The organism is Candidatus Azobacteroides pseudotrichonymphae genomovar. CFP2 (assembly GCF_000010645.1).
In the GTDB taxonomy this organism is placed as follows: domain Bacteria; phylum Bacteroidota; class Bacteroidia; order Bacteroidales; family Azobacteroidaceae; genus Azobacteroides; species Azobacteroides pseudotrichonymphae.
Genome location: NC_011565.1, coordinates 80,392 through 99,389, shown reverse-complemented (window position 1 = coordinate 99,389; position 18,998 = coordinate 80,392). Strand labels below are relative to the sequence as shown.

At 33.4% G+C, this 18,998-nt stretch carries 21 protein-coding genes; 19 read left to right on the top strand and 2 right to left on the bottom strand.

Annotation, left to right across the window (positions count from 1 at the left end; all coding sequences use genetic code 11):
• Nucleotides 1-7: 7 nt before the first annotated feature.
• The 14 genes from rplF to CFPG_RS00375 all read left to right on the top strand — a co-directional run bounded on the left by rplF (nt 8) and on the right by CFPG_RS00375 (nt 10,096).
• Entirely contained in the window at nt 8-562 is a 555-nt protein-coding gene (gene rplF, locus CFPG_RS00440; RefSeq protein WP_012573103.1) for a 50S ribosomal protein L6, read from the top strand.
• A 22-nt stretch (nt 563-584) separates the two neighbouring features.
• Nucleotides 585-929: a 50S ribosomal protein L18 gene (gene rplR, locus CFPG_RS00435; RefSeq protein WP_012573102.1), complete on the top strand. Its 345-nt coding sequence runs from the start codon at nt 585-587 to the stop codon at nt 927-929.
• A gap of 17 nt (nt 930-946) precedes the next feature.
• A complete protein-coding gene (gene rpsE, locus CFPG_RS00430) occupies nt 947-1,459 on the top strand; it encodes a 30S ribosomal protein S5 (RefSeq protein WP_012573101.1) in 513 nt (170 codons plus the stop codon).
• A gap of 215 nt (nt 1,460-1,674) precedes the next feature.
• On the top strand, nt 1,675-2,130 hold the full coding sequence (rplO, locus tag CFPG_RS00425; protein WP_012573100.1) for a 50S ribosomal protein L15: 456 nt from the start codon (nt 1,675-1,677) through the stop codon (nt 2,128-2,130).
• On the top strand, nt 2,127-3,473 hold the full coding sequence (secY, locus tag CFPG_RS00420; RefSeq protein ID WP_012573099.1) for a preprotein translocase subunit SecY: 1,347 nt from the start codon (nt 2,127-2,129) through the stop codon (nt 3,471-3,473). Before rplO ends, secY begins: the two co-directional genes overlap by 4 nt.
• Before the next feature lie 44 nt (nt 3,474-3,517).
• Nucleotides 3,518-4,294 (top strand): type I methionyl aminopeptidase, encoded by a 777-nt coding sequence (gene map, locus CFPG_RS00415; protein WP_012573098.1) that lies wholly within the window; start codon nt 3,518-3,520, stop codon nt 4,292-4,294.
• Between the two features lie 39 nt (nt 4,295-4,333).
• Entirely contained in the window at nt 4,334-4,552 is a 219-nt protein-coding gene (infA, locus tag CFPG_RS00410) for a translation initiation factor IF-1 (protein ID WP_012573097.1), read from the top strand.
• 12 nt (nt 4,553-4,564) lie between these two features.
• Complete coding sequence (gene rpmJ, locus CFPG_RS00405; RefSeq protein WP_041572343.1) at nt 4,565-4,681, top strand: 50S ribosomal protein L36; 117 nt, start codon at nt 4,565-4,567, stop codon at nt 4,679-4,681.
• A gap of 30 nt (nt 4,682-4,711) precedes the next feature.
• Nucleotides 4,712-5,092: a 30S ribosomal protein S13 gene (gene rpsM, locus CFPG_RS00400; protein WP_012573096.1), complete on the top strand. Its 381-nt coding sequence runs from the start codon at nt 4,712-4,714 to the stop codon at nt 5,090-5,092.
• Between the two features lie 27 nt (nt 5,093-5,119).
• A complete protein-coding gene (gene rpsK / locus CFPG_RS00395; protein WP_012573095.1) occupies nt 5,120-5,509 on the top strand; it encodes a 30S ribosomal protein S11 in 390 nt (129 codons plus the stop codon).
• Between the two features lie 20 nt (nt 5,510-5,529).
• Nucleotides 5,530-6,123 (top strand): 30S ribosomal protein S4, encoded by a 594-nt coding sequence (rpsD, locus tag CFPG_RS00390; RefSeq protein WP_012573094.1) that lies wholly within the window; start codon nt 5,530-5,532, stop codon nt 6,121-6,123.
• Between the two features lie 11 nt (nt 6,124-6,134).
• Nucleotides 6,135-7,121: a DNA-directed RNA polymerase subunit alpha gene (locus tag CFPG_RS00385; protein WP_012573093.1), complete on the top strand. Its 987-nt coding sequence runs from the start codon at nt 6,135-6,137 to the stop codon at nt 7,119-7,121.
• A 2-nt stretch (nt 7,122-7,123) separates the two neighbouring features.
• Complete coding sequence (rplQ, locus tag CFPG_RS00380) at nt 7,124-7,636, top strand: 50S ribosomal protein L17 (RefSeq protein ID WP_012573092.1); 513 nt, start codon at nt 7,124-7,126, stop codon at nt 7,634-7,636.
• Nucleotides 7,637-7,801: 165 nt separating this feature from the next.
• Nucleotides 7,802-10,096, top strand: a complete 2,295-nt coding sequence (locus tag CFPG_RS00375; protein WP_012573091.1) for a transglycosylase domain-containing protein — start codon at nt 7,802-7,804, stop codon at nt 10,094-10,096.
• Between the two features lie 38 nt (nt 10,097-10,134).
• Here the strand turns inward: CFPG_RS00375 and cdaA are convergent, their stop codons facing one another.
• Together cdaA and folP are read right to left on the bottom strand one after the other, a co-directional pair.
• Nucleotides 10,135-10,899: a diadenylate cyclase CdaA gene (gene cdaA / locus CFPG_RS00370; protein ID WP_012573090.1), complete on the bottom strand. Its 765-nt coding sequence runs from the start codon at nt 10,897-10,899 to the stop codon at nt 10,135-10,137.
• Complete coding sequence (gene folP, locus CFPG_RS00365) at nt 10,892-11,713, bottom strand: dihydropteroate synthase (protein WP_012573089.1); 822 nt, start codon at nt 11,711-11,713, stop codon at nt 10,892-10,894. Before folP ends, cdaA begins: the two co-directional genes overlap by 8 nt.
• 156 nt (nt 11,714-11,869) lie before the next feature.
• Between folP and murF the strand changes: the two genes are divergently transcribed.
• The 5 genes from murF (at nt 11,870) to nuoL (ending at nt 18,327) form a co-directional block, all read left to right on the top strand.
• Complete coding sequence (gene murF / locus CFPG_RS00360; protein WP_012573088.1) at nt 11,870-13,162, top strand: UDP-N-acetylmuramoyl-tripeptide--D-alanyl-D-alanine ligase; 1,293 nt, start codon at nt 11,870-11,872, stop codon at nt 13,160-13,162.
• 486 nt (nt 13,163-13,648) lie between these two features.
• Nucleotides 13,649-13,978 (top strand): preprotein translocase subunit SecG, encoded by a 330-nt coding sequence (gene secG, locus CFPG_RS05140; protein ID WP_012573087.1) that lies wholly within the window; start codon nt 13,649-13,651, stop codon nt 13,976-13,978.
• Nucleotides 13,979-14,062: 84 nt separating this feature from the next.
• Nucleotides 14,063-15,349 carry an MFS transporter gene (locus CFPG_RS00350; RefSeq protein WP_012573086.1) on the top strand — a complete coding sequence of 429 codons (1,287 nt, stop codon included), beginning with the start codon at nt 14,063-14,065 and terminating at the stop codon, nt 15,347-15,349.
• 445 nt (nt 15,350-15,794) lie between these two features.
• A complete protein-coding gene (locus CFPG_RS00345; protein WP_012573085.1) occupies nt 15,795-16,148 on the top strand; it encodes a hypothetical protein in 354 nt (117 codons plus the stop codon).
• 265 nt (nt 16,149-16,413) lie between these two features.
• Nucleotides 16,414-18,327 carry an NADH-quinone oxidoreductase subunit L gene (gene nuoL / locus CFPG_RS00340; RefSeq protein ID WP_012573084.1) on the top strand — a complete coding sequence of 638 codons (1,914 nt, stop codon included), beginning with the start codon at nt 16,414-16,416 and terminating at the stop codon, nt 18,325-18,327.
• Nucleotides 18,328-18,998 lie beyond the last annotated feature (671 nt).

Sequence of the window (18,998 nt, the reverse complement as noted above, 5' to 3'; positions counted from 1 at the left end):
AGATAGTATGTCAAGAATAGGAATACTTCCTATAGTGATACCGGAGAGAGTAACTGTAATACAAAAGGGGAATGCGATCATAGTAAAGGGTCCAGAAGCAGAATTGTATCAAGAGATAAATCATCCGGTCATTAGAGTTGAAATAGGAGAGGATAAGGTAATGGTACATAGGCTAGATAATGAAAAGAAAAATTGTGCTTTGCATGGATTGTATCGTTCTTTAATTAATAACATGGTAATTGGTGTTTCAAAAGGTTATAGAAAAGAGTTGGAACTAGTAGGGGTAGGGTATCGTGTTACAAACACTGGGAATTTGTTAGATTTTGCATTGGGATACTCACATAACATTTATTTGCAATTGCCTCCTGAAATTAAAGTTGAAACTAAAAGTGAACGTAATAAAAACTCGCTCATTATTTTAGAGTCGGCGGACAAGCAATTGCTTGGGCAAGTGTGTGCAAAGATACGTTCTTTTCGTAGAGTAGAGCCTTATAAGGGTAAGGGAATTCGTTTTGTAGGTGAATTAATTCGCAGAAAGTCGGGAAAATCAGCTGGCAAGTAAAAATTTTAGAAGTTGAAATACTATGACTGCAAAGGGATTAAGGAGGATTAAAATAAAAAAACGTATTCGTAAGTATATTTTTGGTACTGCTGAACGTCCGCGTTTGACCGTATTTAGAAGCAACAGGCAGATTTATTCGCAGTTGATCGATGATTCAACGGGTAATACTTTAGTAGTTGCGTCATCTCTTGGAATTACAGAAAAAGTTTCTAAGAAAAAAATTGCCTATAGAACAGGAGTATTGGTGGCTCAAAAGGCTAAAGAAGTGGGTATTCGATCGGTAGTTTTTGATAGAAATGGGTATTTGTATCATGGTAGAGTAAAAGAATTGGCAGATGCTGCCCGTGAGGAAGGACTTAAGTTTTAATTAGAAAATGAGTAGTAATGACTAGTAACAGGGTAAGAACGACTTCAGATTTGGAATTAAAAGAGAGATTAGTTGCAGTTAAGCGTGTAACTAAGGTTACTAAAGGAGGGCGTACATTTAGTTTTGCAGCTATTGTTGTAGTGGGGGATGAAAATGGTATTGTTGGTTGGGGATTGGGGAAAGCAGGTGAAGTAACTGCTGCAATCGCTAAAGGTGTGATGGTAGCAAAGAAGAATTTAATTAGAATACCTATTTATAAAGGCACAATTCCACATGAGCAATTATCTAAGTTCGGTGGTGCTCGGGTATTAATTAGGCCAGCTGCTCATGGTACAGGAGTGAAAGCAGGAGGAGCGATGCGTGCGGTATTGGAAAGTGCTGGAATAACTGATGTTTTAGCAAAGTCTAAGGGTTCATCTAACTCTCATAATATGGTAAAAGCAACTATCGCTGCTTTGAGTGAATTAAGAGATCCGGCTATGATTGCTCAAGATAGAGGTATATCGGTAAGAAGAGTATTCAATGGATAATTTAGGAGAATTATATGGGGAGAATATGGAGGCGGTGATAGCTGAATTGGATGTTTGAATGTTCGAAGGGAGAGGGAATAGATGTTTGATTTTTTTTATAATATTGGAATCTAAGAAGGATGGTGTTTTTTTGTATTATATACTTAGGTATTTACTTAGGCATAGGCATTAGTGATTTGTAATTGTGAGTTTATTTTTTTGTTATCGATAAAATCATGAATTTATCCAGTTTGAAACCAGTTAAAGGTTCCACAAAGACTTGTAAGAGAGTTGGTAGAGGGCAAGGTTCTGGTTGTGGTGGAACTTCTACAAGAGGTCATAAGGGACAAAAGTCGAGGTCTGGTTATTCTAAAAAGATAGGATTTGAAGGTGGGCAAATGCCTATTCAGAGGCGTTTGCCGAAATTTGGTTTTAAAAGTATCAATCGTGTAGAATATAAAGCAGTTAATCTTAGTGTTATTCAGTCATTAATAGACACACGTTGTTTGGCTAAAATTGGTATTGATGATTTGGTAGATGCAGGAATTGTTTCTGCAAATCGATTGGTAAAAATTCTTGCTGGTGGGATTATTACTTCTGTGGTTGAAGTTACTGCCCATGCCTTTTCTGAAAAGGCAGAGAAAGCGATTCTGAAAGTAGGAGGGACTGTTATTCGAACTTTGAAACAATGAGAGTAGTCGAAATAATAAAGAATATTTGGAAAATAGAAGATTTAAAGGTTCGTATTTTTGTGACTTTTATTTTGGTTATGGTATATCGTTTTCTATCAGTTGTTACGCTTCCTGGTGTTACATCTACTTCTTTAGGTGGATTAAGAGCTCAGGCACAAGGTGGTTTAATGAGCTTATTAGATATGTTTTCAGGAGGTGCGTTTTCTAATGCTTCTATTGTGGCACTGGGAATTATGCCTTATATATCAGCATCAATTGTGATACAATTGCTAGCAATTGTAGTGCCTTATTTTCAGAAACTTCAACGAGAAGGAGAAAGTGGAAGACGGAAGATAAATCAATATACTCGTTATTTGACACTATTGGTTTTGATATTACAAGCACCTACGTATCTTATTAATTTAAATGTACAGATGCGATCTGTAGGATCTATTGTCCCAGGGGGTATGTGGTTTACTATTTCTTCTACTATTATACTTGCTGCAGGTTCTATGTTTGTATTGTGGTTAGGTGAGCGAATTACTGATAAAGGAATTGGGAATGGTATCTCTTTTATTATTATGATTGGTATTGTTGCTCGTTTGCCACAGGCTTTAACTCAAGAAATTATATCAAAACTAAGTGAAGCGTCCGGAGGATTAGTGGTGTTTTTACTTGAGATTGTTATTTTATTGGTTGTTATTGCAGGTGCTATTCTTTTAGTACAGGGTACAAGAAAAATACCTGTTCAATACGCTAGACAAATGATAGGTAATCGTCAATATGGTGGAGTGAGGCAGTATATTCCTTTGAAAGTAAATGCAGCAAATGTGATGCCAATTATTTTTGCTCAAGCTATCATGTTTATTCCTATTTCTTTAATAGGGTTTGGTTCAAATAAAAATACAAATAATTGGCTGGTAAGAATATTTACTTCTTTGAGTAATATTAGTGGTTTTTGGTATAATTTTATTGATGTAGTGTTAATTATTGTGTTTACTTGGCTCTATACGGCTATTACAATTAATCCTAAACAAATAGCTGAAGATTTGAAGCGTAGTAATGGGTTTGTCCCTGGGATTAAACCAGGGAAGAAAACAGCAGAGCATATCGATAGTGTTATGTCAAAATTGACTTTCCCTGGTTCTTTGTTTCTTGCCTTGGTAGCAATTATGCCTGCTTTTGCAAAAATGTTTGGGATACAGCAGGGATTTGCTTCTTTCTTTGGAGGAACTTCTTTATTAATTTTGGTAGGTGTAGTTTTGGATACACTACAACAGGTGGAAAGTCGTCTGTTAAGTCGTCATTACGATGGTTTATTACATTCTGGAAGGGTTAAAGGGCGAACAGGTCAGTTTTATTGAGATTTATTTTTTATAGCTTGGATTATTTGTGAATAGGTGGAGGTATGGTTTGTCTAAAAACAGATGAAGAAATCGAATTAATGCGTGTGGCTAGTCTATTAGTAAGTCTGGTGCTTGCTGAAGTAGCTAAAAATATTACTCCCGGGGTGATTACGCTCCAATTAGACAAGATAGCAGATGAGTTCATTTGTGATCATGGGGGAATACCGTTGTTTAAAGGGTATAAGGGTTTCCCTAATGCATTGTGTGTTTCGGTGAATGAAAATGTAGTTCATGGTATTCCAGGGAATTACTCGTTAAAAAATGGTGATATTGTGTCGGTTGATTGCGGAGTGAAAATAAATGGTTATTGTGGTGATTCGGCTTATACTTTTGAGGTTGGAGAAGTAGATCCAAAAATAAAGAAATTACTGCAAATAACGAAGGAATCTTTATATGTCGGTATTAATTATGCTGTTAATGGGAAAAGGTTGGGAGATTTAGGGTATGCAATTCAAACTTATTGTGAGAAGGCAGGGTATAGTATCGTTAGAGAATTGGTAGGGCATGGGATAGGGAGAGAAATGCATGAATCGCCAGAAGTTCCTAATTACGGAAAGAAAGGCAGGGGGTGCTTATTGAAAGCAGGAATGTGTATTGCAATAGAACCAATGGTTAGTTTAGGTTCAAGGAATATAAATTTTGAGAGGGATGGTTGGACCGTCCGTACAGTGGATCGCAAACCTTCAGCTCATTTTGAACATACAGTAGCTATTCGACACGAGAAAGCAGATATTTTGTCTACATTTGATTTTATAGAAGAGATTTTAAAGTATAAATAGAAAATTTATGTTTATATTTGAGCTAGAATGTTTTGATATATGACTAAACAATCAGCAATAGAGCATGATGGGGTTGTCGTGGAGGCATTGTCTAATGCAATATTTCGTGTTGAGTTGGAGAATGGGCATGAAATTGAAGCCCATATTTCTGGGAAAATGCGTATGCATTATATTAAAATATTGCCAGGTGATAAGGTAAAAGTAGAAATGTCTCCTTATGATTTATCTAAGGGGAGAATTTCATTTCGATATAAATAAAAAGTACTTTTTATGAAAGTAAGGGCATCAATCAAAAAGCGTGGTGTTGATTCTAAAATTGTACGTAGAAAGGGATGCTTGTATGTATTGGATAAGAAAAACCCTAGTTTTAAACAGCGTCAGGGGTAGTTTTTTAATTTTTGCAAGATTTCTAAGCTAATGGCAGTAAGAATACTAGGTGTGGATCTGCCTCAAAATAAAAGAGGTGAGATAGCGTTGACTTATATTTATGGTATAGGGTGTGGTTTGTCTAGTAAAATCCTAACAGAGGCGGGTATTGATAGAGATACCAGAATTAAAGATTGGACAGATGTCCAGGTGGCGGCAGTACGTGAAATTATTAGTCGTAATTTTAAAGTGGAAGGAGATCTTCGTTCTGAAATCCAATTGAATATAAAACGTTTGATGGATATAGGTTGTTATCGTGGTATACGTCATCGTATAGGGTTGCCTTTAAGAGGTCAAAGCACTAAAAATAATGCTCGTACACGCAAAGGGAAAAGGAAAACTGTTGCTAATAAGAAGAGGGTAACAAAATAAATAAAATTCAATTCGAAAAAAGGAAAAATGGCAAAGAGGACAGTTGCGACAAAAAAAAGGGTAGTAAAAGTGGATGTTAAGGGGCAATTACATATTCATTCCTCATTTAATAATATTATTGTTACGATTACAAATGATGAAGGGCAAGTTATTTCTTGGTCTTCTTCTGGCAAAATGGGATTTAGAAGTTCTAAAAAAAATACTCCTTATGCAGCTCAGATGGCGGCACAAGATTGTGCCAAGGTGGCTTATGATTTAGGAATGAGAAAAGTAAAAGCTTATGTGAAAGGTCCTGGCAATGGACGCGAGTCTGCTATTCGGATGGTACATAATGTGGGGATTGAAGTGACTGAAATTATAGATGTTACTCCACTTCCGCATAATGGATGCCGTCCTCCTAAAGGAAGAAGGGTTTAAAAAAAATATTTCACAGAATAATGGCAAGATATATTGGACCAAAAACAAAGATTGCATGTAGATTTGGTGAGCTTATTTTCGGACCAGATAAGGCTTTTAGCATAAGGAATAGTTCTTCGAGTAGAAGAAAGAAAAAAACTTCTGAATATGGTATTCAGTTACGGGAGAAGCAGAAGGCGAAGTATATTTATGGTGTGTTAGAAAATCAATTCCGTGGTTTTTTTGAGAAAGCCTCTCGGTCAAGAGGCATCACAGGTGTAGTCCTTCTTCAGTTGTTAGAGTCCCGTTTAGATAATTTGGTTTATCGTATGGGATTGGCAAAGACGAGGGCGGAAGCACGTCAGTTAGTTTCTCATAAGCATATTACAATCGATAATAACGTGGTTAATATACCTTCGTATTTAGTAAAACCAGGACAAATTATAGGGGTACGTGAGAGAGCTAAATCATTGGAAATTATTTTAGATAATCTTATAAGAGCGAATCATAATAAATACTCATGGATCGAATATGATAAATCTTCTATGAGTGCAAGGTATTTATATATTCCTGAAAGAATGGATATTCCTGAAAATATTAAGGAGCAGTTAATAGTAGAGTTGTATTCTAAATAATCAATGTTTTCATGGCGATATTAATGTTTCAAAAACCTGATAGAGTAATAGAGGTAGAATCCGGTGATAAGTATGGAAAATTTGAATTCCATCCATTGGAATCAGGTTATGGGATCACTATTGGTAATTCTCTTCGTCGTGTTCTTTTATCATCTTTAGAAGGTTATGCCATCACTTCAATTAAGATTGAAGGTGTGAGTAATGAATTTGCTGTTGTACCAGGAGTTGTAGAAGATGTTACGAACATAATTCTTAAACTTAAACAAGTGAGGTTTAAACGGATAAACAAAGATTTTGAATATGAGAGAGTGGTCCTTACTATTTCAGAAACTGATAAATTCAAGGCAGATGATATTAGTAAACGTTTAAGTGGATTCGAAGTAGTGAATTCTGATTTTATAATAGCTCATTTGGATAAAAGTGCTAATCTTAATATAGAGTTGACAATTAGAAAAGGGCGAGGGTATGTTCCATCAGAAGAGAACTATAGAGATAGTGATGATGTAAACCAGATAGCTATTGATTCTGTTTTTACACCGATAGTAAATGTAAAGTATAATGTTGAGTCTTTTCGTGTGGAGCAAAAGACAGATTATGAAAAATTGACGATTGAAATTATGACTGATGGTTCTGTTTGTCCTAAAATTGCTTTAAAATCAGCTTCTGACATTTTGATCCAACATTTGGAATTATTTTCTGAAGGGAGAATTCGATTAGAAAAGGATGAGATTGAAACAGTTAAAGATTTTGATGAAGATGTCTTACGCATACGACAGCTATTGAAATCTAAATTATCAGATATGGAACTTTCTGTTCGTGCCCTCAATTGTTTGAAAGCAGAGGCAATAGAAACATTGGAGGATCTTGTAAAGTATCAAAAAAGTGATTTAATGAAATTCCGTAATTTTGGTAAGAAGTCGCTAGTCGAATTAGATGAGTTGTTAGCAAAATTGAATTTAACATTTGGTATGGACATAGAAAAATATAAATTTGGGTAGCAATGAGGCATAATAGGCACATTAACCATTTGGGTCGTACTCATTCTCATCGGAAAGCGTTACTTTCTAATATGGCTGTTTCGTTGATTAAACATAAAAGGATTTTTACAACTCTTGCCAAAGCGAAAGAATTTTGCAAATATGTGGAACCGATATTAACACGATCGAGGAATGATACGACTCATTCTAGGCGTTTAGTTTTTCGGAAATTGTGTGATAAATATGCTGTATCCGAATTATTTAGAGAAATAGCACGGAAAATCGGAGATAGACCGGGTGGGTATACTCGTATTATTAAAATAGGTAATCGTTTGGGTGACAATGCTGCTACGTGTTTTATTGAGTTGGTGGATTATAATGAATTAATGTTGAAGACTGCGCATGGTGGCGCAACTAATAAAATACGTCGCTCCAGAAGAAGTTCCCCTCATAAGAGGGATATAAATGAGAGAAATAATATTATCCAGGAGGATAATGCTATGACTAAAACTATTGAAGAGGCGAAAGGGGAATAATAAGTTTGCCGTGTTATAGGTTTTATACGCTGTGAAAGGTTTGCGAATATATTGTTTGCAGGCCTTTTTGTGGATTTAAGAGATTTCATTTTAAGAAATAAATAGCAATCCCTTGTACATTGTAGTGAATAAAGATGTAATTCAGAAAATTGGTAAGATTTAGGAATGGAACAAAATTATAGTGAAAGTAAAGTAGAAAAAAAAATTAAATGGTTTTGGATAACATTTGGAATATTGATTTTTTCTATTATTATTTTTTTTCTGTTGATTCTTAAGGGATGGATAGGATATATGCCTTCAATGCAAGATTTGGAGAATCCTATTAATAAGTATGCTACCCAAGTTATTTCGGCTGATATGCAAATTATGGGGATGTATGCTCAAAGCGAAGAGAATAGAATTTATGTGGATTATAAAAAACTTTCACCTGCTATAATTCAAGCACTGATTGTTACTGAGGATTCCCGTTTTATAAAACATTCTGGTATTGATTTTTATGCATTGTTGAGATCAATAGTAAAGCGAGGAATTTTGTTTCAAAAAAATAGTGGAGGTGGTAGTACTATTTCTCAACAATTAGCAAAACAGCTTTATTCTAAACATGCAAAAAGTTTTTTAGAACGTCTTTATCAAAAGCCAATTGAATGGATGATTGCTATTCAATTGGAGCGTTTTTACACGAAGGAAGAGATAATCAATATGTACCTTAACAAATTTGATTTTCTTTATAATGCTGTTGGTATTCAAACGGCTTGTTATGTTTATTTTGGAAAGTTACCTCAAAATATTTCTATAGAAGAAGCTGCTACTTTAATAGGAATGTGTAAAAATCCTTCTTATTTTAATCCTTTGAGACACGTACAAAAAACGCAAAGGAGACGTAATGTAGTTTTGAATTTAATGCGAAAAAATGGCTATATATCTCGAGAAGAATGTGATTCATTGATGGCTTTACCTTTGGTTACTGATTTTCATAGGATAGATCATAAAGAGGGAATTGCTCCTTATTTCAGAGAACATTTGCGTCTATTGATGACAGCAAAAAAACCAGATAGGAAGGATTATAATCCTGACAATACTTATAAATATGTAGAGGACTCTATAGCATGGGAGACTAACCCATTATATGGTTGGTGTAATAAAAATAAAAAATCGGATGGTTCATCCTATGACCTTTATACCGATGGTTTGAAAATATATACTACTTTGGATTCACGTATGCAAATTTATGCAGAGCAAGCTGTTAGTGAACATATAGGAGATTTTTTGCAACCTGCTTTTTTTAAGGAGAAAAAAAGTAGTTCAACGGCACCTTATTCTCATTTGTTGAGCAGGGGTATGATAAATGCCATTTTGGAACGTTCTATGAAGCAGACTAGTAGGTATTGGATGTTAACGAAGGAAAATATGTCGGAAAAGGAAATTAAAACTATTTTTAATACACCAATAGAAATGCAAGTTTTTTCATGGCAAGGAATGAGAGATACAGTTATGTCTTTAATGGATTCTATTCGTTATATGAAGTCTTTTCTTCGTACAGGTTTTATGGCAATGGATACTCATTCAGGGGCAGTAAAGGCTTATGTGGGAGGTATTGATTATAAATATTTTCAATATAATATGGTGAGTATGGGTAAAAGACAAGTTGGCTCAACTATTAAACCTTATTTGTATTCGTTGGCCATGGAAAATGGATTTACTCCCTGTGATGAAATAGATCATGAACCGCAGGATTTAGTCACGGAGACAGGCGAAGTATGGTCACCAAGAAATACTAATAATTTAATGAGAGGAGAAAAAGTTAGTCTCCGCTGGGGCTTACAACATTCTGACAATTGGGTTTCTGCTTATTTAATGAAACAATTATCTCCTTATTTGTTTAAACGGATATTGCTTTCTTATGGTTTAACTGAACCTATTGATGCGGTAGTATCCCTGTGTTTGGGTCCTTGTGAAGTTTCTGTAGAACAAATGGTTTCAGGATATTCTGTTTTTGTTAATGGAGGAGTTTGTGTTAAGCCAATGTTTGTTACTCGTATTGAGGATAAGAATGGAAGTGTAATATCTACTTTTGTTCCAAGATTTCATGAGGTAATTAGTGAACAGGCGAGTTATAAAATGCTGAGTATGTTGCGAAGTGTAGTGGATGGAGGTACGGCTGGAGGAATCCGCAAATATACTATGGCCCCTATGGGGGGCAAAACAGGGACAACTCAAAATAATTCCGACTGTTGGTTTGTAGGATTTACACCTTCTATAATAGGAGGGTGTTGGGTTGGAGGAGAAGAACGTTCCATTCATTTTAATACAATGGGTGAAGGGCAAGGTGCAAGGGCAGCACTGCCTATTGTAGGTATTTTTCTTAAGAAAGTGTTTGCTGATACGACATTGGGCTATTCTCAATATGAACAATTTACTATTCCTCAGCAGTTTAGTGATTTTTGTGTACCGCAGAGATGAATGATAGTTTGTACAATTGAATGACAAAAGATATTTTTTTAATTACTAACTCTTATTAGCATTTCTTGCAATTCTTCTGTTGATATGTCAGTATATAAGTGTCCTTTGTGAGCTAAAGAAATTTTTCCAGTTTCTTCGGAAATAATAATGATTTTAGCATCAGTTTGTTCACTTAGCCCCAATGCTGATCGATGACGTAACCCATAGGAGGAAGGAATATCTTGATTTTGAGAAACAGGTAAAATGCATGCTGCAGAGATGATTCTTTCCCCTGCAATGATTATTGCTCCATCGTGTAAGGGGCTATTTTTAAAAAATATGTTTTCTATCAAAAGAGTATTGATATTAGCGTCTATATTTTCTCCGGTTTTTATGAAGGAACTTAATAATATATCTTGTTGAATAGCAATTAATGCTCCTTCTTTTCTTTTTGCTAAGTTAGCTAAAGCCCCTGCAATTGATTTAATGTAAGAAATATCATTTTGTACGCTTGAAGGTTTGAATAATTTAACCAAAATTTTTATCCCTCTATTAGAACCCAAATTTTGAAGGAATTCTCGAATTTCTTTTTGAAAAACAATAGTCAATAGAATAACTCCAACGTTGATGAATTTATCTAAAATACTACCCATGAAGTGCATTTGTAATATTTGAGATACCAATATCCAAAGGATAACGAAAGCTAAGACTCCTGTAAAAATAGTAATAGCTCCTGTTTTTTTTATTGAATGATAAGTTTTGTAAGTAAAAAAAACAACTAAAATAATGTCTACTACATCTTTTATATTTTTTGGATTAATCATATTGTTGTATTTGGTTGTATAATTGAATTGTTTGGACAGCTTCTTTTACATCATGAACTCTCAAAATGTTAACTCCTTGTGTCAGTGCAAACATGTTTAATGCTGTTGTACCATTTAAAGCATTTTCCGTTGTAACACCTATTGTCTCTCGTATCATTGTTTTACGTGAAAGACCTGCTACAATAGGTAGATTAAATATGCTGAATAGATTTAATTGGCTTAGAATTTCATAATTTTGGCTAGTTGTTTTACTAAAACCAAATCCTGGGTCTATCCAAATGTCATATATCCCCTTTTGATGCAAAAAATTGATTTTTTTTTCGAAATATGATAAAATTTCTGGTAATAAATAATTGTATTGAGTACACTTCATCATGGTTTGTGGAGTTCCTCTCATATGCATAATAAGATAGATAACTTTTAGTTCGGCTACAACTTCAGGCATTTTTGTATCTAACTCACCTGCTGAAATATCGTTTATAATGGAAATTCTAAATTTTTCCGTACACTTTCTTACTATTTTGGAACGAAAAGTATCAATTGAAACTATGGCATTGGGCAGTTCTCGAAAAAGAATTTTTAAACTAAACTGTAGACGTTTTGTTTCTTCTTCCTCACTGACGAATAAAGCATTAGGACGAGAAGAATATCCTCCCACATCAATAATATATGCTCCTTCTTCCACAATCTGAATTACTCTTTCCACTATTTCTTTTTCAACTTGTTTTCTACTTTTAACAAAAAATGAATCGGGTGTAACATTCAAAATGCCCATAACTTTTTTGTCGATTATTTGTTTGCTATTTGTTATCATAGTTCGAAAATAAATTTTTTGTATACTTGTCATGATAAGTAATGGATATATAATATATGCAGATATCTATTTCATTCTAATGAAATAGATAATTTATGAATTAAAAATTTTGTTATAAATATTTGGTTTGAATCCGATTTAACATCTAACTCAAGAGTGAATATAGAATTATTGTATCAGATATTTAGACAATATCCAATTATTACAACAAATAGTCGTATTTGTCCGACTAATTCTCTTTTTTTTGCTTTGAGAGGAGAAAAATTTGATGGTAATGATTACATTATGGAAGCTCTTATGTCAGGAGCAATTTATGCAGTAGGTGATAGAAATGATTTGCCGGAAAATGAACGAATTATTAAAGTGGGAAATGTTCTTCAAACTTTACAGTCTTTGGCAAATTATCATCGCAAACTAATGAATGCAAAAATAATTGCTATAACTGGGACGAATGGGAAAACGACTACTAAAGAGTTGATAGCAACGGTTTTGTCTTCTAAATATAAAACTCTTTATACTCAAGAAAATTTGAATAATTATATCGGAGTTCCTTTGACTTTATTACGGTTAAATTCAGAACATCAATTTGCAGTTATTGAGATGGGAGCAAGTCATGTAAATGAAATACGAATGCTTTGTCAGATCGCAGAACCTGATTACGGTATAATTACTAATGTAGGTAAAGCTCATTTAGAAGGATTTGGCTCTCTTGATGGAGTCGTTAAGGCAAAGACAGAGTTATATGATTTTATTCGTGATAAAGGGGGGGTGGTTTTTGCCAATTTAGATAATTTAATATTAAAAGAGTGGTATAATTCATTTTCTGTAATTTACTATGGTACTACTTCTAAAGCTTTTGTTTATGGACGAATGATTGGATTTGATCCAACTTTAGTTTTGGAATGGAGTAAGAACAGTAATAAGAACAAAATTGTTACTCATTTTGTGGGTGGTTATAATCTTGAAAATATTTTGGCATCTATCTGTGTTGCCAATTATTTTGGTGTGGAAGATTATAGAATTAATGTTGTTATAGCTAACTATATTCCAATTAATAATCGTTCGCAAAATTGTAAAACTAAGAAGAATAATTTAATCGTAGATGCTTATAATGCTAATCCTGATAGCATGCGAGTTGCATTAGATAATTTTTATAAATTGCGTATCTCGCCAAAAATGGTTATCTTGGGCGAGATGGGAGAATTGGGTAGCTATAGCAAGGAAGAACATCAAAAAGTATTGAATAGTCTTTGGGGATCAAAGGTGGATAAGGTATTTTTGATAGGAAGAAATTTCGAGGAATGTTTGTTGCCTTGTTCCGGATGGAAGTTGTTCCGTCAAACAGAAGATTGTTTAGAATATTTGAGAATGACATCTGTCGAGGGATATCATATTCTAATCAAAGGTTCAAGAAACAATCAGTTAGAAAAAATTTTCCATTATTTGTAATTTTGTGCAATTTGTGCGAGCTGGTCTCTCTCTAAGAGAGAGTGTGATCATTTTAATGGAGTGCGGAATTATGATGGGTTATTGTCTTCTTCTTTTATGGAAGTTGCTTTGTGTTATTAAGGTATTGTAATAAGTGTTCTTTTTGGAGAAAAGACTTCGAAAAAATAGTGGGTATGGGTATGAATTTGAGTACTAAAGGGCGAAAGTGTTTCAAGTAATAAGTTTTTCTCTTTGTTATTTAGATTTTATTATTTAGGTAATTAAAGAGGGTGCTAATTTCTTCTTTGAAGAAATTAGTTAGGCTTATTTTAAATGGAAAAAAATGTGAGAAAGTTTTGGGTATTTAGTGTGTTTTCTTTAAATCCAATCAAGTCTGTAATTGAAAGATTTTATTTGCGTTATCCGTAAAAATTTTTGTTTGTAAAACTGTACAAGTGTACAGATTACACTCTTGGAAAGAGTATTCATTCGTTATAAATGTAGATTATGTGCACTTTTGTTGTAGTTCTTGTTGTAATTGTTGCTATTTTGTTGATATTTGTTGTTGTTGTACAAAATTCCAAGGGGGGTGGATTGGCATCTGGATTTACTTCTGCCAATCAGGTAATGGGTGTTCGTAAAACTACGGATTTATTTGAAAAAATTACATGGTGGTTGGCGGGTTCATTTATTGTATTATGTATTCTTGCATCGGTGATTATGTCACATCAGAGCCCTTTAGAAGATTCTATTATCAAGGAGGATATTCTGGAAACTATTCCTCAACAACAAGAACAAAATGAAAATGTACTTCCAATACCTATTATGAAGGAATAAAGAGATTGAGAGAAGGGAAGATTTTTCTCTTGTTTTTTTGTTTATATACTATTTTAGTTTTTAACTTTTAATCTAAGATTTGTCATGTCAACGGAAAAGAAAAATAGCAATGTGATTGCTATTATTATGATGATTACTCTTTTAGGAATGATTGGCTTTGTAACTAATTTGGCAGCTCCGGTAGGAACTATTTGGAAAAATCAATACGAAAATTCAAACTTTTTGGGGATGTTGGGAAATCTTATGAATTTTGCTGCTTATGCATTTATAGGTATTCCAGCCGGAAAATTGTTAGAAAAGGTTGGTTATAAAAAAACGGCTCTTTGTGCTATTATAGTTGGCTTTTTGGGTATAAGCATCCAATTTGTTTCTGGTAAAACTAATGGGAATTTGGGTTTTATTATCTATCTCCTGGGTGCATTTGTAGCTGGCTTTTCTATGTGTATGTTGAATACAGTTGCCAATCCGATGTTGAATGAAATGGGAGGCGGTGGAAAAAAAGGAAGTACTCTTCTGCAAGCAGGAGGTGTTTGTAATTCTTGTTTGGCAACGCTTGCTCCGATATTAGTAGGGGCTCTGATTGGCGAAATAACTAAAGGGACTACATTTTCTAATGTAAATCCAGTTTTATTTATTGGCATGAGTGTTTTTGCATTTGTAGGCGTTGTTTTGTATACTGTTGATATTCCGGAACCTGCTATTGATAAAAAAGTGGGAGATATATCTTCAAAGTATAGTGCATGGTCATTCCGTCATTTTGTGTTAGGAGCAGTAGGGATATTTGTATATGTAGGTATTGAAGTCGGAATACCAGGTACTATGAAATTCTTTTTAGAGTCTCGAGAAGGAGGTTCGTTACCACCTGCTGCTGCAGGGACAGTTGCAGGTACTTACTGGTTTTTGATGTTAATTGGACGTTTATTTGGGACGAGTATTGCTAATAAAGTTTCCAGTAAAACATTATTAGCAGTTGCTTCTGGTATTGCTATTTTTTTGATTTTAACAGCTATTTCTATAGCTGATTCAGAAAAGATTAAAATGCCTGTTTTTACTGGTTCTGCTTTTGGTTTGCAAGGAGTACCTATTAGTGCATTATTTCTCGTATTAGTGGGCTTTTGTACATCGGTGATGTGGGGAAGTATTTTTAATTTGGCTATTGAAGGGTTAGGAAAGTACGTTACTACAGCTTCGGGTATTTATATGATGATGGTAATGGGTGGTGGTATTATTCCATTGATACAGAATGGAATTGTAGATCTTACTGATAAGAACTATATGATTTCTTATTGTCTACCTCTTGCTGGTCTTGTGTATCTATTTTATTATGCATTGTTTGGTAGCAAAAATGTAAATAAAGATATCCCTGTTTAAAAAAGCATAATATAATAATTACTTGATTGTAGTTCCTAGTTTAGGAGGATGATAAACTTGGGATAGGGGGGTTATTTGAATTCAAATTATATGTCTCATATATGGTTTTGTGATTTTTTTTGTGTGCCTTGAATTATTGCTTCGCTGATATTGTGTTAAGATGTGGATTGGAAGGCGAGTGTTGTTGGATTATGGGTATGGTGGGTGTGATTAGATGTTTTTATAGACATGTCAAGCAATGGGGAATGTTATTTTTTATCAACTATTTTGGAGATAGAGATTTATAATAGTCTTCTTTCTTAAAGAAGTTACTGATACAGAGGATTGATTTATATAAAAAATATACGATTTATAGATAATTCAGTGGTAGGTGTAGATAAATGTACTAAAGGAACTTAAACGAAAAAATTATAATAAGTAAGGAGGTAGATAAATGAAAAGTTTGATGACGTTATTATTATTGACTATGGGCTTTTTTTGTTATTCGATGAATAAAGAAGGTTTTAGGCAAACTATAATTAGCTTCAATGGGGAATGTAGATGGCAGGATCCATATTATGATAATTGGGTTGATATTGTTGAGCACTCATACAATTTTGCTTCTAGCAAGAAAAAGTTTTATACGTTTGAGTCCTCGGGTCAATCTACGACATTTTACATTGAGGGATGGGATTACAAGCAAAGAGATTGGTTGATGCTTTCCAATAAGGATGTCCATGGTGATTGGTGGTATGGTTATATTCGGGAGGTTGACTGGAATAGATTGAATAAAGAGGGGAAAATTGAATATCTTAAATAAGTTATTCTATGAATAGAGGAGCATTAATCTTGTTAGTTTGATCTCTATCGAATTTATATGAGATAAAAATAGAAAAGTTAATATTGAGTAAGAGATTAAAGTTAATTAAGAGGAGATATTTATTTTTTATATCTTCTGAAGATTGTGTTCTTATTTACCATTAAGATATAAATTAGCATGTAACGCTACATATTTCAATGAGGAATTTATAATAATGAAATATGTAAGTTAGTGTTATGTATAAAATAAAAAGCGAGTAAATATCATGTCCAGTTTGTTAATTATAATAGTTCCTTTTGTCCTTTTTTTTGTATTAGGATTGTTGGGAACGAACTTAAAGTCGAATATATCTGGAATTATTGGAACAGGAGGAATGAGTATTTGTACTTTTACAGCTTATGTGATGGCTTATCAGTACTTTTTTCGAATAGGGAAAAAAGGGGAAGGAGTATGGAAAGAAATTGTTCCGTTGGATTTTCAGTGGCTTCATTTTATGGGGGAAATGCACATTAATTTAGGAGTCTTATTAGACCCTATTTCCGTAATGATGTTAGTAGTGATTACAACTGTGTCATTGATGGTCCATATTTATAGTTTGGGTTATATGAAAGGTGAAATTGGATTTCAACGATATTATGCTTTTCTTTCATTATTTAGTTTTTCAATGTTGGGTTTGGTAGTGGCTACCAATATTTTTCAAATGTACATTTTTTGGGAATTGGTAGGGGTAAGTTCTTATTTGTTGATAGGGTTTTATTATATCAAGCCTTCAGCAGTAGCTGCAAGTAAAAAAGCATTTATTGTTACTCGTTTTGCTGATTTGGGTTTTTTGATAGGCATATTAATTCTTTCTTATTATACGAGGACATTTGATTTCAGAGCATTGACAGCTAATAATGCTGTATTGGTAACTGCTTCTACAGCAGGCAGAACATTCTTGGGATTATCTGTTTCTGTTTGGGCTTTAGCTTTAATTTTTATGGGTGGAGCTGGTAAATCGGCAATGTTCCCATTACATATTTGGTTGCCTGATGCAATGGAGGGTCCAACTCCTGTTTCGGCTTTAATTCATGCAGCAACAATGGTAGTGGCAGGTGTGTATTTGATTACGAGATTGTTTCCTGTTTATTTTTTTGCCGCTCCCAGTGTGTTAAAAATGATAGCTTTCGTAGGAGCTTTTACATCTTTTTTTACAGCAATTATTGCTGTTGTTCAAACTGATATAAAACGTGTATTAGCATTTTCAACTATTTCGCAAATTTCCTATATGATGGCTGCTTTGGGTGTATCGAAATATGGTGGATATGAAGGTTTGGGTTATACGGCTTCTATGTTTCATCTTTTTACTCATGCTTTTTTTAAAGCTTTATTATTTTTGGGAGCTGGTTCAGTAATCCATGTGGTGAATAGTAATGAAATGAATAATATGTGTGGTTTACATAAGTATATGCCTATAACCAATATTACTTTTTTAATAGCTTGTTTAGCTATTGCGGGTATTCCTCCTTTTTCTGGTTTTTATAGTAAAGATGAGGTATTAGTGGCCACGCTTCATTATCAACCGATTATCTTTTGGATATTGTGGGTTGTTGCTGGATTGACAGCATTTTATATGTTTCGTTTGTATTTCTGTATTTTTTGGAATGGTGAGAAAAAGTATGATATATATCATGCATCGCATGAATCACCATTTTTGATGATATTCCCCTTAGTTATATTAAGTGTTTTTTCTGTATTTGGTGGTTTAATACCGTTTGCTAATTTTGTTAGCAGTGATAATATTTCGTTGCATACGCATATTAATTGGACAGTTGCTTCTATGAGTGTTATGATAGCTGTGTTTGGTATTGGAATAGCAGCATTTTTGTATTTGAAAGATAGTGGTAGACCTGCTAAAATTGCTCAATTTTGTGGTGTTCTTTATAAATTGATATTACACAAATTTTATTGGGATGAAATTTGGATGTGGATGACAAAAAGGGTGATTTTTCAATTTATTTGTGAATCTGTCAAATGGTTTGATCGTCATATCATTGACTGGAGTATGAATGGTTTAGCCTGGACAATACAGAGATTTTCATTATCTGTAAAAGGATTGCAGTCTGGTCATGTACAATTTTATATGTGGATATTTATTTCAGGTTTAACATTGATAACGATATGGGGTTTTTTTTTGTAAATAAAAACTTCTTTTTATTTGAGTAACTCTTGATATAAATATGAAATTGGTTTTATACTTGATAGTATAGGAATTAAATTATAAAGATTGATCCTTTAAAAGGAATAAAGAACTTTCTAATGAAAATATCAATAGAGATTCATTGGGGTTCGTTTTATCTGAATATTAGTGATGTTATTATATTGTTGGGATAAAAGGATTTTTTTTGTATGGGAGTGGGCTGTACAAGAAAAATAGATTTCAATTTCAAAATTGCAAGGAACATAAGTTTAGTAAAATCTAAGGGAAAATATTTTTAGTACAAATAATTGTTAATGTTGTCTGAAAGAATTGCGATAGGTATTTAGGAACAATGATGGATCTTAAGTGAATAAGATTATCTGGAAGGTAATCTTATGTGAGCTCTTCTTGTTTTTCTATAGGTATCTTTAGGTATCTTTCCAGTTCATGAACATATTTTTTTATCCTATTAGATTAGACTAAGAAAGTGTTATTTTGACTTTGAGAAGGCAAAGAAATTAAATCACCATCACATGATATCAATAAGAAATTGAATTAACCTATTGAAAGGGCAATAGTAAAAGTCGCATTTGAAACCCATTTGTTTGTTAGCTAAGTTATTTACTGATAATGGAATATCATGTTTTATATTAAATATGTGTTACTGGAGA

Coding starts and splice junctions, on each gene's coding strand:
- cdaA (WP_012573090.1), bottom strand. CDS start 10,899: ATGATTAATCCAAAAAATATAAAAGATGTAGTAGACATTATTTTAGTT.
- rplR (WP_012573102.1), top strand. CDS start 585: ATGACTGCAAAGGGATTAAGGAGGATTAAAATAAAAAAACGTATTCGT.
- rplO (WP_012573100.1), top strand. CDS start 1,675: ATGAATTTATCCAGTTTGAAACCAGTTAAAGGTTCCACAAAGACTTGT.
- rpsK (WP_012573095.1), top strand. CDS start 5,120: ATGGCAAAGAGGACAGTTGCGACAAAAAAAAGGGTAGTAAAAGTGGAT.
- infA (WP_012573097.1), top strand. CDS start 4,334: ATGACTAAACAATCAGCAATAGAGCATGATGGGGTTGTCGTGGAGGCA.
- rplQ (WP_012573092.1), top strand. CDS start 7,124: ATGAGGCATAATAGGCACATTAACCATTTGGGTCGTACTCATTCTCAT.
- map (WP_012573098.1), top strand. CDS start 3,518: ATGGTTTGTCTAAAAACAGATGAAGAAATCGAATTAATGCGTGTGGCT.
- rpmJ (WP_041572343.1), top strand. CDS start 4,565: ATGAAAGTAAGGGCATCAATCAAAAAGCGTGGTGTTGATTCTAAAATT.
- rpsE (WP_012573101.1), top strand. CDS start 947: ATGACTAGTAACAGGGTAAGAACGACTTCAGATTTGGAATTAAAAGAG.
- CFPG_RS00385 (WP_012573093.1), top strand. CDS start 6,135: ATGGCGATATTAATGTTTCAAAAACCTGATAGAGTAATAGAGGTAGAA.
- secY (WP_012573099.1), top strand. CDS start 2,127: ATGAGAGTAGTCGAAATAATAAAGAATATTTGGAAAATAGAAGATTTA.
- CFPG_RS00345 (WP_012573085.1), top strand. CDS start 15,795: ATGACGTTATTATTATTGACTATGGGCTTTTTTTGTTATTCGATGAAT.
- nuoL (WP_012573084.1), top strand. CDS start 16,414: ATGTCCAGTTTGTTAATTATAATAGTTCCTTTTGTCCTTTTTTTTGTA.
- rpsM (WP_012573096.1), top strand. CDS start 4,712: ATGGCAGTAAGAATACTAGGTGTGGATCTGCCTCAAAATAAAAGAGGT.
- folP (WP_012573089.1), bottom strand. CDS start 11,713: ATGATAACAAATAGCAAACAAATAATCGACAAAAAAGTTATGGGCATT.
- CFPG_RS00350 (WP_012573086.1), top strand. CDS start 14,063: ATGTCAACGGAAAAGAAAAATAGCAATGTGATTGCTATTATTATGATG.
- CFPG_RS00375 (WP_012573091.1), top strand. CDS start 7,802: ATGGAACAAAATTATAGTGAAAGTAAAGTAGAAAAAAAAATTAAATGG.
- secG (WP_012573087.1), top strand. CDS start 13,649: ATGTGCACTTTTGTTGTAGTTCTTGTTGTAATTGTTGCTATTTTGTTG.
- rplF (WP_012573103.1), top strand. CDS start 8: ATGTCAAGAATAGGAATACTTCCTATAGTGATACCGGAGAGAGTAACT.
- rpsD (WP_012573094.1), top strand. CDS start 5,530: ATGGCAAGATATATTGGACCAAAAACAAAGATTGCATGTAGATTTGGT.